Source organism: Sphingobacterium sp. UBA3549, assembly GCF_002376635.1.
In the GTDB taxonomy this organism is placed as follows: Bacteria; Bacteroidota; Bacteroidia; order Sphingobacteriales; family Sphingobacteriaceae; genus Sphingobacterium.
Genome location: NZ_DFOE01000025.1, coordinates 1 through 13,729 on the forward strand (window position 1 = coordinate 1; position 13,729 = coordinate 13,729).

The window sequence follows — 13,729 nt, forward strand, 5'->3', positions numbered from 1 at the left end:
CGACTTTTCGGACACCCTCTTTCTATAAGACTATTGTATTTTCAAAAAGCTACTTTTCTCCCTTTTTTCCAAAAATAGAAAGCTTGATATATTTTCCAGGATTCTCTTTAACATCCTTCATCAAATAATCCATTTCTTTTGAAGCATTATTCAGATTATTATATAAAGCTTCATCATTAAGCAATAATCCGATAGAACCCTTACCGCTGTTAATCTTCCCGGTAATCTCCTGAAAATCATTAACGGCGGTATTTACTTTGTTCATGGTGTGTTCAAAATCCAATCTGGCCGCTTTGTCCGTTATATTATTTAAATTGGACATAATCGAATTGATTTTCTCTCCATTTTGTGAAAAGTTGGATGTAATTGACTCCATGTTGGCCATGATGCGATTGAGTCTTCCCTTTTCGTTTCCAACTAGACCTTCTACATCTTTTGTGATTCCTTCCACATTTTTCAATGAGGTAGATATACTATGAATACTGTTTTTAAAGTCGTCCTGAAACTGCTTATCTAAAACATTATTCACAACGGACAATGTTGAATCCAGTTTAATGGTAATGGTTTCGATCCTCTTTTGAATAGGCTCAACCTTATCCATAATATTCGGTTGGACACCCGAAGCTAAAAAATCGCCGTCCTTTGCCAATTCCTTACTGTTGCCCATTTCAAAGACAATCGCTTTACTCCCCAGCAAATCTGTACTTGAAATTCTAGCAATTGTGTTTTTCGGCACGGCGTAATCAGCGTGAATTTTAAACTCTGTTTTAATTTTGCCATCAGGTTGAAGAATCATCTTCGATACACGTCCGATTTGATACCCATTCACTAAAACAGGCTTGGATGGAGTTAATCCATCAACAGTCTCGTAAGTTGTGTAATAGGTGTTATCGCTACTAAAAACATCATTCCCTTTTAGAAAGCTATAACCAATAAATAATAAAACTATTGCAACCGTTGCTAATATGCCGACCTTTGTCTCGTTTGATATTTTCACGAATAATCTATTTAGTAATGATCATTAATTTAAGTTTAAAACAGCACAAAAGCAAATCTGTTTAGCGTTCTACGGAATTTTTATAGATTTTTATAGCAGAAACCAGATTATCAACAATCTCTTGTTGTCCCGCATCAGACAATAAGTAGCTCTCCTCTTCTCTATTACTAATAAATCCAATCTCGGTCAATACTGCTGGCATACCCGCTTCCGCAAGTACAGCTAACCCTTTCTCCCAGAAACCTCTACTGTATCGGCCAGCTTTCACGTACTCGCCCTCTATCATTTGCGCAAGACGTATACTTTTTTCACGAAATCGATTTTTCATCAACGAGAAGATGATCGCACTTTCGGGATCTTTAGGATCAAATCCCTGATAGTTCTCTTTATAATTGGATTCCAGTAATAAGGATGCATTTTCACGAACAGCAGCATCCTGTTGGCCTAAACGATGCGAACCAGAAACCAATGTTTCGGTACCATGTGCACTCGAACCACTGGAATTACAGTGAATTGATATAAATAAATCTGCTTTATTAGCATTCGCTAAACGTATACGTTTATAAAGCTCCACAAATTCATCGGTCGTTCTCGTGTAGATGATCTTAATACCTGGAATATCTTTCTGAATCTGCTTTCCTAATTTTAAAGCGACATCTAAAGCGACATTTTTTTCCAAAGATCGTCTTCCTTGTGCACCAGTATCCTTACCGCCATGGCCAGCATCAATTACGATTGTCCTTATTTGGTAGTCCGGAGGCTCGGGCTGCCCATTGTTTAATTTGAAAGAATTCAATAAAAAAAATCCCAAAGTAGCTAACATGACGCTACACCATTTTCTAATTCTTAAATCTGATTTCATTGAATAATTATTTGCTCTACTATAAACGAATCAAAATGAGTCAATATTATTTGTTGAATAGATAACGATATTTAACATATTTTCTATTGCTTTTTTGACTAATTTTGTCTCTCGAAGTTTAACATTATTTCACAAAAATAACATTTGTCTTTAATTTTGAAGTCGTTAATCAACATTTTAACACTATTTATCATTCTTGCGGTGAGCACTGCTAGTCATGCTCAAAGTAGTATTCCATTAAAACAGAACGGACTTCAAGGTAAGAATCCTATTTCTGCGACCAATAAGTTGCAAGATACCAGTAAGACTAAAACGGGCGATACGACAAAATCTGTCCGGGATACCACCAAGAAAAAAGGAAGTGGCCTACAGGCAGAAGTCAGCATTATTGCTGTGGATTCGCAAAAATCTGAAGTTGCAAAAAACATCAGTCACCTTTATCGTGGTGCAAAGGTTAAATATCAGGATTTTGAACTTTCTGCTGATTATATCCGTCTTGACCGAAACAAGAAAAAGATTTTTGCTTCCGGAATTTATGACAAAACCGGCAAATATGTAGGACGTCCTATCGTGATTATGGGAAATGGCGAATCACCTAAAACTGTGGATTCACTCTATTATGATTACGAGAAACAGGAAGGAAACACTTATGGTATTATGACCGAGGTGGATGGTGGATATATCCAGGCCAATATTGTTAGAAAGAACATTTACGACGAAATGTCTATCTATAAGGGGCTTTACAGTACTTGTAATCTGCCCTACCCACATACCCATTTTGGTATCCATATTACCAAGGGTATTGTCACTAAAAACCAAATTATTTCAGGACCAGCTTATCTAGTGGTTATGGGCGTACCAATGCCAGTGGCATTTCCCTTCGCATTCTTTCCAAAACCGGATAAAAGGGCTTCTGGCTTTCTCTTTCCTTCTTTTGGAGAAGATTACACTAGAGGGTTTTCCATGCGAGATTTAGGCTGGTATTTGGCCTTCAATGATTATTGGGATAGTGAAATTCGAGGTTCATTGTACTCAAAAGGTTCGTGGGAAGCCTCCATCAATACACGCTATACCGTCAATTATAAATTTAACGGTGGTTTTAATATCCGTTATGCCAATACCAAAACAGGCACCGAAGGAACCCGAGATTATGGTTCCAATAAAGATTTTAACGTCACCTGGAACCACACCCAGCGCCAAGAAGCCAATCCCGGAACGTCTTTCTCCGCCAGTGTAAACTTTGGTACATCATCATTCTATAGAAATACCGGTACAAGTAGTAACCAGACAACCTATCAGAATCTGGCGCAAAACAGAATGGCTTCCTCAATTAGTTATGGGAAAGTATTTGCAGACGGTAAGGTAAACCTGACAGCCAGCTTAACCCATAATCAAAACATGGCGGATAGAAGTATACAAATGAGTTTACCGAACATCAGCTTAAACGTCTCTTCTTTCAATCCATTTGACAGCAAGGACCGTGTCGGTGAACAAAAATGGTATCAGCGTATCAATGTAGGTTATAGTTTCCAGGCACAGAACTCGGTCAGTACTATTGATACCTTGTTATTTAAACCGGGGGGCTTCAAAAAATTCCAAAATGGTTTCCAACACAACATCCCGATCAGTTTGTCGCTAAACGCGTTTAAATATTTTCAGTTTAACACCAGTGTCAATTATACAGAGCGCTGGTATTTGCAAAGCACCAGACAACGCTTTGATAATACAGCTGCCGGTTATACACAACGTATTGACACCGTACAGGGATTCAATCGTGCTTACGATTACTCCGTATCCACCGGACTTTCGACCAAGATCTATGGTATGTATCCTAAGATCGGTAAAATTCAGGCCATCCGACACGTGGTTACACCGTCGATCAACCTGAACTATAGGCCCGACTTTTCCGATCCAAAATATGGATTCTATCAGCAGTATAACGACCAATATGGAAATAGAAATGTATACTCCATTTTTAGTCAGGGTGTGTATGGCTCCCCTTCCGCAGGGAAATCAGCAGGTATAGGTTTTTCCATCGACAATAACATCGAAGCCAAAGTCAAAAGTAAATCGGATACCACAGATGGAGGGTTTAAGAAAATCCCTATTCTCCAGGGTCTAACCTTCAGCGGAAATTACAATTTCGTTGCCGATTCGCTTAAATTGTCCCCTATCACCTTCTCTGGCCGTACCGCTTTTTTCGACCAAAAGATGAATGTCAACTTCAACGGTACTTTTGACCCCTATTCAGTGAATGAAAATGGTGTTCGCGTCAATCGATATGCCATAAAGGATGGTAGCCTGGCGCGTCTGACAAATTTCGGTCTTTCCTTTGACTATAGCCTGAATCCCAAAGCTGCAAAATCACGTAATAATAACATCGATTCGTTAAGAAAAGAAATGTCTGGCGCAGGTATGACTCCCGAACAGGCACAGGCCTTAGCTCGAATCAGCTCAGATCCAAATGCATTCGTAGATTTTAATATTCCTTGGAACCTTGCGGCATCGTTCAGTTTCAATACGTCCAAATCATTCAACTCGAGCACGCGTAGAATGGAGAGCCAATTTACAAGTACCTTAAACTTACATGGTGACTTCAGCGTTACGCCAAAATGGAAAGTTACTTTTCAATCGGGATACGATTTTAAACAAAAGGAAGTGGTCATGACCTCTTTCAATATCTATCGAGATCTGCATTGCTGGGATATGTCGTTCGGCTGGATGCCTTTTGGGCGATACCGAAGTTATAATGTGACGATACGGGCTAAGGCCTCAATCTTACAAGATCTTAAGCTCACAAAAAGAGCAAGTTCAGGAGGCAGTTATTTTTAAAATAGCTGCTTTTTTTTGAAAATATCTAATCCTATTCGCCAGAAAAAACTTTCTCGCTTTCTTAACTATGACGATTTCGATATCATGAAGGTCGTATTTTATTCTCTAGCTTTTACCTTTGCGATAGCATACGACTCCCCATATCAAATGCATATTAATGGTCCCACCGAATCACAATTTTATGTAAGTTTATATCCTGAATCGTCCGATGTTGATTTTTTATTTTTAAACCTTGGCGGAAGAAAACTGAACGCTGAAAGATTAGGAAGATCAAACAATATACCCATATGTATATAATCCATTATGGCGAAGTGTTACATAATTATAACAAGATGAAAGCAGAGATTATTACCATAGGCGATGAGATCCTCATCGGTCAGATCATTGATACCAATTCGGGCTGGATTGCCAAACAACTGCTCCGATTCGAAGTGGATATCGTTCAAATGACATCGATCCCTGATACAGAAGAAGCTATTTCAAAAACGCTGAAAGACGCCTCTTCCCGGGCAGATTTGATTTTAATCACCGGAGGCCTAGGTCCAACCAAAGATGATGTTACGAAAAAAACAGCTGCAAAATATTTTGAAACGACCTTGGTTCGCGACGAAAATGTACTTCGTCATGTGACGAACATCTTTGAATCGCGTAAGTTAAAAATGCTTGACATCAATCTGCAGCAGGCCGATGTACTCGCAAATTGTGAAGTCTTATTTAATGACTATGGTACTGCGCCCGGCATGCTGGTAAACCAAGGCGAAAAGCGGTTTATATTTATGCCCGGAGTTCCCTTTGAGATGAAATTTCTGATGGAAAAACACGTACTCCCTTTATTAGCAACACAAGATCCAGACCTATTTATCTGTCATGAAACGATCTTGGTGGGAGGTATCGGTGAATCCTATTTAGCAGAAGAAATAAAAGATATCGAAAGCGAACTGCCACCTAGCATAAAATTAGCCTATCTACCGACATTGGCATTTATCCGGTTAAGACTATCCGGAAAAAGTAGAAACAAGTCTGATATTATGCTTCAGGTTGCTCTTTTCAAAAAGAAACTTATCCATCGTCTACAGCAGTATATCGTAGCAGATTATGATACGGGCATAGAGTCCCATCTGATTAAAGAGCTTACTCATCGGGGCAGTACCCTGACTACGGCTGAAAGTTGTACTGGTGGTAGCCTCGCCGCTTCGATCACTTCAGTAGCGGGAAGTAGTGCTGTATTTCTTGGCGGCACGATTCCCTACTCCAACAGATTAAAACACCAACTGCTCAACGTCAATGAAGAAACATTGGCTCAATATGGTGCCGTAAGTGAACAGACCGCAGTCGAAATGGCATCGGGCTCAAAAGCAGCGTTCTCTTCGGACTATGCCATCGCAACGACTGGAATAGCCGGTCCAGGTGGGGGCACGGCTGAAAAACCTGTTGGAACGATCTGGGTGGCTGTCGCCGGAAAAAAAGAAATTATAACCAAAAAGTTTCAATTTGACAATGACAGGCTCATCAACATCGAACGTACACGAATGAATGCCCTTTTATTATTATGGCAATTGTTATTAAAAGAAAAAGAACAAGAAGCACAATAGGATAAAATAATGTTTTAAAAAAACCGCTATTTAAGGAATAATATTTTAAATTGTTGAAAGTAAACCACAATTTAATTAACTTCGTTTTTCTATAACGAGATTGCTAAAAAATATGGCTTTATATAAACTCTTACTCCCAAAAATGGGAGAAAGTGTATCCGAGGCAACAATCACAAAATGGTTAAAACAACCTGGTGACCGGATTGATGAAGATGACACTTTATTGGAAATCGCAACTGACAAAGTTGATTCAGAGGTACCTTCTCCCGTAAAAGGCGTTCTAAAAGAGCAACGTTATACCGTAGACCAGACCGTCCAAGTGGGTGAAGTCGTTGCAATTATAGAAATTGAAGGCGAAGAGGAAGAACCTACGCCTCCTCAGCAAGAAATTACAATTCCTTCAACGACAAGCTCCGAAGAGCGTTTAGATTTGAACATACCAGGTGTCGAACAGTTGCCCAATGTCGCTGTTGACACTTCTTCTGCTCAGTACGAGAGCACGCTTCGTTTCTATTCACCTTTAGTAAAGAATATTGCTCGTCACGAAGGATTGTCTCAAGATGAGCTTGACCGTATACAGGGTACTGGAGCAGAAGGAAGAGTGACGAAGGAGGATATCTTAACGTATGTAGCGCATAGGGATTCGTCATCCAAATCTGAAACACCTCTTCAGGCCGATCAGGCTGAAACACGCACGGAGTCGCCCAAAATAATCGTAACAGCTCCATCCCATGTTCATACCGTTGCAAATGGTAATGATGAAATCATTGAAATGGATCGCATGCGAAGAATGATTGCAGATCATATGGTCAAAAGCACGCAGATCTCCCCCCATGTATGTTCATTTGTTGAGGCAGATGTAACGAATTTGGTTTTGTGGCGCAATAAAGTTAAAGATGCCTATAAAAAGCGCGAGGGAGAAAATATTACGTTTACCCCTTTATTCATTGAGGCTATCAGCAAGGCACTTAAAGATTTCCCATTGGTCAATATCTCGATCGATGGCTACAATATCATTAAGAAGAAAAATATCAATATCGGTATGGCCGCCGCATTGCCTAATGGAAATCTTATCGTACCAGTAATCAAAAATGCGGATCAATTGAGCTTAGTCGGATTGAGTAAAAGTGTAAACGACCTTGCACAACGGTCGAGAGCAAATAAGTTGAAACCAGACGACACACAAGATGGGACATTTACATTCACCAATATCGGCGCTTTCGGTAATATAATGGGTACGCCCATCATTAATCAGCCGCAAGCTGCAATCTTGGCAGTAGGTTCAATAACAAAAAAACCAGCAGTCATAGAAACGGAATATGGCGATATGATTGGCATTAGACATATGATGTATCTATCCCTCTCCTATGACCATCGCGCAATTGATGGAGCACTTGGAGGTACATTCTTAAAACGCGTTGCAGATTATTTGGAAAATTGGGATACGAATAGGGTAATCTAACATCCAAAATCGATCAATAGAAAAGGCTCTGTCAGTTGTTACTGACAGAGCCTTTTTTTGATGAGTATATACTTTTCTATTTCAACAAACTTTGTTCAAACTGCATTTTCTTCTTCTTGATTACCCGTTGAAATCGCAGATAGAGTAAAAGAGAAGACGTCAACAAACCTAATGTCAGCCCATACCATATCCCCTGGATGCCCCAGTTAAATACTATTCCCATTAGATAGCCGCTTGGCAAACCAATAATCCAATACGCAACAAATGTAATAATGGTGGGAATATTGACATCCCCCATGCCCCGTAATACCCCAAGACCGACCACTTGTGTGCCATCAAACAATTGGAAAAGTCCCGCTATGATCAACAGTTGAGAAGCAATAATGACGACGGCATGATCTGATGTAAAAATATAAGGCAGAAAATTATTCAGCAATGCAAACAAGGAAGCCGTAATCAACATAAAGATCAATACCAACTGGTATGAAGTAATCGCAAACCGTTCAAGACGGAAAAGATTTCTATTCCCATAGCTATTCCCCACCTTGATCGTGGCAGCAGCAGCAATCCCGCTCGCCATCATATACGTCATGGCGGCCAGTTGTATGGCTACCTGATGGGAAGCTTGCGCCGTAGCACTTATTGTACCGGCTAAGAGCGATGCCCCCGCAAAAGCCCCAATTTCAAAAACATATTGCATTGCTACTGGCGCTCCAATCCGCAATATTTTAAGCAGTCGATCCCAATCGATCAGGGTCACTTTAAAATATTGGATATACCCCTTGAATTTCTGCGATCGTAACACATAGGTCATCATGACAGTCATCATGAGCACACGGTCAATCAATGTACTATATCCAACCCCTTTGACTCCCATTGGACTGATGCCAAACATCCCTTTGACAAAGATGATTGCCAAAATAATATTCAGTACATTTCCCCAAATAGTTACATTCATGGCTTGCTTGGTAAATCCTAATCCCTCGGCAAATTGCTTGAATGTACTGAACACCATCAGTGGAAGCATCGATAAGCTAAGGATAAGCAAATAAGGCTTCGCTTCCTTCACCACCGCCGGATCTTGGTCGAGGTGATCGATAGCCAACATAGAACCAAAGTAAACTAAAGCAAACAGTAAAAGACCCGATAGAAGATTTAACCAAAAGCTATTAGATAACAAGATGGCACACTCTTTCTTATTATCACGACCATTCTCTTGCGCAATCAATGGCGTGATGCCATACGCGATACCTAATCCGATAACCATAACAACCATGAAAACAGCATGCACTAATGAAACTGCTGCCAGTGGAATAGTTCCTGCAAAATGTCCTACGATCACACTATCTGCGGTATGGACCAATGTATGTCCCAATTGTGATATCACGACTGGCCCCGCCAATACCATCGTACTTTTGTAATACGGCTTGAAAGTTTTAAATTTTCCCCACATAATCGATTTCTCAAAAAATAGCCACAAAAGTACGAAGATATTTCTGTCCTATCGTCATATTATAAAATATTTAGCAAAAATACAACAATTTACAGGCGCTAGACACGTACCGCGTGTTAAGTAATTTTTATGTTTCAAATACCTTAAAAATATCTTAAATTTACTTTTGGGTCTAAGAACTATAGAAATATAAATGTAACTTAGCATCTAGTTAGTAATCAAAAGAAGAGGAAAAAGAGTATGTACAATCCAGTAATAGCATTTCTAAACATCGGCACGCAGGAGATGATCTTAATTGTGTTTGCAATCTTGTTACTTTTTGGAGGCAAAAAGCTTCCTGAATTGGCGAGGGGTTTAGGAAGAGGGATACGTGAATTTAAAGATGCGTCAGAAGGTATAAAACGTGAGATTTCAGATCAAATCAATAATTTCGAAAAAGACATAGACGTTAAGCCAGAAGTAAAAGAAGAAGCTGTTCCTAATGACGTACGTCTGGCGGAAGAAAAGGCCCAGACAGCGCACCAAGAAGAGGTTAAACCAAATGAAACTGCACAGGGATCAGAAATAGAACAGCCAAAGAAAAAATATGAGTTCACCACTCCCGCCGGTGTCGTCGAACACAATCCCCATAAGCAACCGGATTACGGAGAAGAACCATCTCATATCACTTACGGATATAATGATCATTTTGCTGAAACTAAAAACAACGAAGTAGAAGATAAAAAAGTTCCTGAGCAGGACAATACCCATAAACCTGCCTAATTTTACTATTTTAGTTTATAATTAGATATACTTAGAGCTGTTGAATCACCATTCAACGGCTCTACTTTTTAAGATTAAACCATCAATGAGCGTATCAACACACGAAATTATTATTGCTAACGAGCTTTCTATTAGCGAAAAACAAGTTCGCACGACTATTGCACTATTAGACGAAGGTGCCACCGTTCCCTTTATCTCGCGCTACCGTAAGGAAATGACCGGAAGTCTAGATGAAGTTCAAATCACCGCCATCAGAGATCGTTTCCAGCAATTGCGGGACTTAGATAAACGCAAGGAAGCTGTTCTGAAATCAATAAACGATCAAGGGAAATTGACCCCAGCACTTGAACAACAAATATTAGGTGCCGAAACCATGGCCAGCTTGGAAGATATTTACCTCCCTTACAAACCTAAGCGCAAAACGCGCGCAAGTGTGGCTCGTGAGAAAGGGTTGCAACCCTTAGCGGATCTTATTTTAGCACAAGAATCTGGCGATTTCCTTGCACTTGCCGAAAGTTTAGTGGATGCAGAAAAAGGCGTAAAAAACACGGAGGACGCGTTGGCAGGTGCTCGCGATATTATCGCGGAAATCATTGCAGAAGACGCTACTGTAAGAGCTAAATCGAGAGCTATTTTTCTCGAAAAAGGCTCATTTGTTTCAAAAGTAGTTCCTGGAAAAGAAGAAGCTGCAATAAAATATAAAGATTATTACGACTGGTCTGAATCCTTAAAAGATGCTCCATCGCATCGTGTGCTGGCCATGCGTCGTGGTGAAAAAGAAGAATTGCTCTACTTGGACATTGCTGTCAATGAAGAGGAAATTCTACCGCGTATCGAATCTATCTTTGTGAAGAGTGGCAACGCTGCAGCTGCTCAGGTAAAACTTGCCCTGATAGACAGTTATAAACGTCTCCTCAAACCGTCCATGGAAACAGAAATACGTGTATTAACCCGTCAGAAAGCAGATGAGGAAGCCATCAAAGTTTTTGCAGATAACGTGCGTCAATTGCTTTTAGCCGCTCCATTGGGACAAAAGAGATTACTTGCAATCGACCCCGGGTTTCGCACCGGCTGTAAAACAGTCGTATTAGATGAACAAGGCCAGCTTAAAGAAAATACAGCTATCTTCCCACATACTGGTGCCAATGGACTGGCAGAAGCCCAAAAAACCATTAAGTATTTAGTATCGAAATATGATATCCAAGCTATCGCGATTGGAAATGGAACAGCTGGCCGCGAAACTGAAGAATTTGTACGGAAGCTTGGATTAAACAATGTGACTATTGTGATGGTCAATGAAAGCGGAGCTTCCATTTATTCTGCTTCCGAAACTGCCCGGGAAGAATTTCCAGATCAAGATGTTACGGTACGTGGCGCAGTATCCATTGGCAGGCGATTGATGGACCCACTTGCTGAACTGGTTAAGATTGATCCAAAATCCATTGGTGTCGGACAATACCAGCACGATGTAGACCAAAACAAGCTACAAACCTCTCTCGACGACACGGTCATCAGCTGTGTAAATGCCGTAGGAGTTGAACTGAATACAGCATCCAAACAAATTTTATCTTATGTTTCTGGTCTAGGTCCATCCCTGGCACAACAGATCATTAAATATAGAAACGAGAATGGCCCCTTTGCTTCAAGACGTGAACTGAAAAAAGTACCTCGTCTTGGCGATAAAGCTTTTGAACAAGCAGCTGGCTTTCTTCGCATTCGGCATGCAGCAAATCCATTGGATTCGTCGGCAGTACACCCCGAGCGATATGCATTGGTTGAGCAAATGGCCAAAGATTTAGGAAAAAAAGTGGACGATTTATTGAAAGATGCGGATCTTAGAAAATCTATTCCCTTAAAAAACTACATCTCAGAGGAGGTAGGCCTACCGACATTAAACGATATTCTAAGTGAATTAGCGAAACCGGGACTAGATCCACGCGAAAAATTCGAAGCATTCTCATTCACTGAAGGTGTCAACAGCATTGGGGATCTAAAGGTCGGTATGAAACTTCCAGGAATCGTCACTAACATTACCAATTTTGGGGCTTTTGTTGATATCGGTGTCCACCAAGACGGTCTGGTACATTTAAGTCAATTATCCAATCGTTACGTATCAGATCCTCAAGAGATCGTGAAAGTACAGCAGCATGTGATGGTTACAGTGACGGAAGTCGATGAAAAACGTAATCGCATTGCTTTATCTATGAAGACCGAAGAAAAGTCTACTCAGCCAAACAACAGGAGAAAGGATAACAAAATACAGGTCGAACCACAAACGGATATGGCAAGTAAGCTAGCTGCCTTAGCTAGTAGGTTCAAATAGATACGTTTAATTTCACCTAAAAGAGCTGATCTTTGCTGGACTACCTCCCATAAAGTATATACACTTTTGGAAGCGTTCCATTAATGGTCAGCTTTTTTGTTCCGTTAAATCTGATTTTAATGACTCATAGCGACTCTTTATTTGTATCTTTAAAGAAAACAACGATAAGCCCGTTATGAAAAATTGCACGCTATTATTCTTCCTTTTTTTTGGGATCTGTTTTTCTAAAGCCCAAGCACAACAGCAACTTCATGACGGAGCCTATCTGTATCAGGATGGCATGAATAAGCATTTAATGCTCGTTAAAGACCATTACATCTCCTTCATAAGTTACGATGATGTGAGGAAACGTTTTCACCATACTTGGGGTGGCACACTTGATAAACAGCAGAATCTGATCAATATCCTTATCGAATATAACTCACAGGATTCGACTACTGTCGGTAAAACCATGCAATTGCCGTATCGGGCTGAAGTAGATTCTCTCCATCTAAAAACAGCCCATCATTACCATCTCTATATGAAGCAGAAAAAGATTCCGCAGGATCTTGATGCACTTTGGCGAATTAGTGGGCGTCAACAGGAGGGAAAAATGAATAATATTCCAAAAGCAGATCGCAAAACAATCAAAATATTAGTTGATGGATATTTTCAATGGGTAGCGATTAATCCTGCACAAAAAGGTTTTTATGGTACTGGCGGGGGATTGTATCAATATGCTCGAAATCGGTATACTGAAACACTACAATTCTTTTCGAGAGACAATAATCGAGTTGGGCAGGCGCTCGCCTTTGATGGTGAAATTGTGGCTGGAGCATGGCACCATAAAGGAAAAAGTTCGAAAGGAGACGCTATTTATGAAATCTGGAGTAAAGAAATAACAGAATAAAAAAAATGACAATAGAACAATTTCAATCTCTTGAAAGCCCAGTTCAGCACTGGACGGCAGTACAAAAATCACTTTGGTATGATCTAAAAGGACATTGGAAAACAGCCCACGATCTGATTGATCAATTAGGCGGAATTGACGCAGCACATGTTCATGCATACTTACACCGAAAAGAAGGCGATCAATGGAATGCAGAATATTGGTACCGCCGCGCAAAACAGGATGTTTACAAGGGTAGTCTGGAAGAAGAATGGAAAGAGCTCTTTAAACGATATGTATGATAATAGACAATTTTCCACGAGTCTGTTCACTTTTTAATACATTCCCCAACGACATTGCGACAATACTATTAAAAAAAATATATTTTTAACTCAATAGCACTCAAGTCCGCCACATCCTAACAAAATATTACCAATTAAGAGAGCTTTGCAAGGAAAAATCGATAATTTTACGTAACAAACCTATCACAAAGAAAAATATTATAAGGCGAACAAACAGAATGGCACGGAAATTGAATAACACATACTATACTTGAGAAAGTATACTTTTCATAAATT

10 protein-coding genes are annotated in these 13,729 nt (G+C 40.0%); 7 read left to right on the forward strand and 3 right to left on the reverse strand.

Annotation, left to right across the window (positions count from 1 at the left end):
* Window positions 1–49: 49 nt before the first annotated feature.
* Window positions 50–997, reverse strand: a complete 948-nt coding sequence (locus B2W36_RS12930) for an MlaD family protein (protein WP_209576696.1) — start codon at window positions 995–997, stop codon at window positions 50–52.
* Window positions 998–1,058: 61 nt separating this feature from the next.
* Window positions 1,059–1,859, reverse strand: coding sequence for an N-acetylmuramoyl-L-alanine amidase family protein (locus tag B2W36_RS12935; protein ID WP_293884378.1), 801 nt, complete (start codon window positions 1,857–1,859; stop codon window positions 1,059–1,061).
* A gap of 156 nt (window positions 1,860–2,015) precedes the next feature.
* Here B2W36_RS12935 and B2W36_RS12940 point away from each other — a divergent pair, with 156 nt between their 5' ends.
* The 3 genes from B2W36_RS12940 to B2W36_RS12950 all read left to right on the forward strand — a co-directional run bounded on the left by B2W36_RS12940 (window position 2,016) and on the right by B2W36_RS12950 (window position 7,745).
* A complete protein-coding gene (locus tag B2W36_RS12940) occupies window positions 2,016–4,691 on the forward strand; it encodes a putative LPS assembly protein LptD (RefSeq protein WP_293888059.1) in 2,676 nt (891 codons plus the stop codon).
* Window positions 4,692–5,023: 332 nt separating this feature from the next.
* Window positions 5,024–6,283: a competence/damage-inducible protein A gene (locus B2W36_RS12945; RefSeq protein WP_293888061.1), complete on the forward strand. Its 1,260-nt coding sequence runs from the start codon at window positions 5,024–5,026 to the stop codon at window positions 6,281–6,283.
* A gap of 112 nt (window positions 6,284–6,395) precedes the next feature.
* Window positions 6,396–7,745, forward strand: a complete 1,350-nt coding sequence (locus B2W36_RS12950) for a dihydrolipoamide acetyltransferase family protein (protein WP_293888063.1) — start codon at window positions 6,396–6,398, stop codon at window positions 7,743–7,745.
* 76 nt (window positions 7,746–7,821) lie between these two features.
* Here B2W36_RS12950 and B2W36_RS12955 read toward each other — a convergent pair whose 3' ends face one another.
* Complete coding sequence (locus B2W36_RS12955) at window positions 7,822–9,198, reverse strand: MATE family efflux transporter (protein ID WP_293888065.1); 1,377 nt, start codon at window positions 9,196–9,198, stop codon at window positions 7,822–7,824.
* A 240-nt stretch (window positions 9,199–9,438) separates the two neighbouring features.
* On the opposite strand from B2W36_RS12955, the gene B2W36_RS12960 reads away from it, so the two are divergent.
* The 4 genes from B2W36_RS12960 (at window position 9,439) to B2W36_RS12975 (ending at window position 13,453) form a co-directional block, all read left to right on the forward strand.
* A complete protein-coding gene (locus B2W36_RS12960) occupies window positions 9,439–9,960 on the forward strand; it encodes a Sec-independent protein translocase subunit TatA/TatB (RefSeq protein WP_293888067.1) in 522 nt (173 codons plus the stop codon).
* 85 nt (window positions 9,961–10,045) lie between these two features.
* On the forward strand, window positions 10,046–12,283 hold the full coding sequence (locus B2W36_RS12965; RefSeq protein ID WP_293888069.1) for a Tex family protein: 2,238 nt from the start codon (window positions 10,046–10,048) through the stop codon (window positions 12,281–12,283).
* Between the two features lie 175 nt (window positions 12,284–12,458).
* The gene (locus B2W36_RS12970; RefSeq protein ID WP_293888070.1) at window positions 12,459–13,172 is read left to right on the forward strand and encodes a hypothetical protein; all 714 of its coding nucleotides are present in this window, start codon (window positions 12,459–12,461) and stop codon (window positions 13,170–13,172) included.
* 5 nt (window positions 13,173–13,177) lie between these two features.
* Window positions 13,178–13,453: a hypothetical protein gene (locus B2W36_RS12975; RefSeq protein ID WP_209576710.1), complete on the forward strand. Its 276-nt coding sequence runs from the start codon at window positions 13,178–13,180 to the stop codon at window positions 13,451–13,453.
* Window positions 13,454–13,729: the final 276 nt, after the last annotated feature.

Bases quoted from the DNA above. Each gene is read 5' to 3' on its own strand.
- B2W36_RS12935 (WP_293884378.1), bottom strand. From the start codon at position 1,859: ATGAAATCAGATTTAAGAATTAGAAAATGGTGTAGCGTCATGTTAGCT.
- B2W36_RS12945 (WP_293888061.1), top strand. From the start codon at position 5,024: ATGAAAGCAGAGATTATTACCATAGGCGATGAGATCCTCATCGGTCAG.
- B2W36_RS12950 (WP_293888063.1), top strand. From the start codon at position 6,396: ATGGCTTTATATAAACTCTTACTCCCAAAAATGGGAGAAAGTGTATCC.
- B2W36_RS12955 (WP_293888065.1), bottom strand. From the start codon at position 9,198: ATGTGGGGAAAATTTAAAACTTTCAAGCCGTATTACAAAAGTACGATG.
- B2W36_RS12960 (WP_293888067.1), top strand. From the start codon at position 9,439: ATGTACAATCCAGTAATAGCATTTCTAAACATCGGCACGCAGGAGATG.
- B2W36_RS12965 (WP_293888069.1), top strand. From the start codon at position 10,046: ATGAGCGTATCAACACACGAAATTATTATTGCTAACGAGCTTTCTATT.
- B2W36_RS12970 (WP_293888070.1), top strand. From the start codon at position 12,459: ATGAAAAATTGCACGCTATTATTCTTCCTTTTTTTTGGGATCTGTTTT.
- B2W36_RS12975 (WP_209576710.1), top strand. From the start codon at position 13,178: ATGACAATAGAACAATTTCAATCTCTTGAAAGCCCAGTTCAGCACTGG.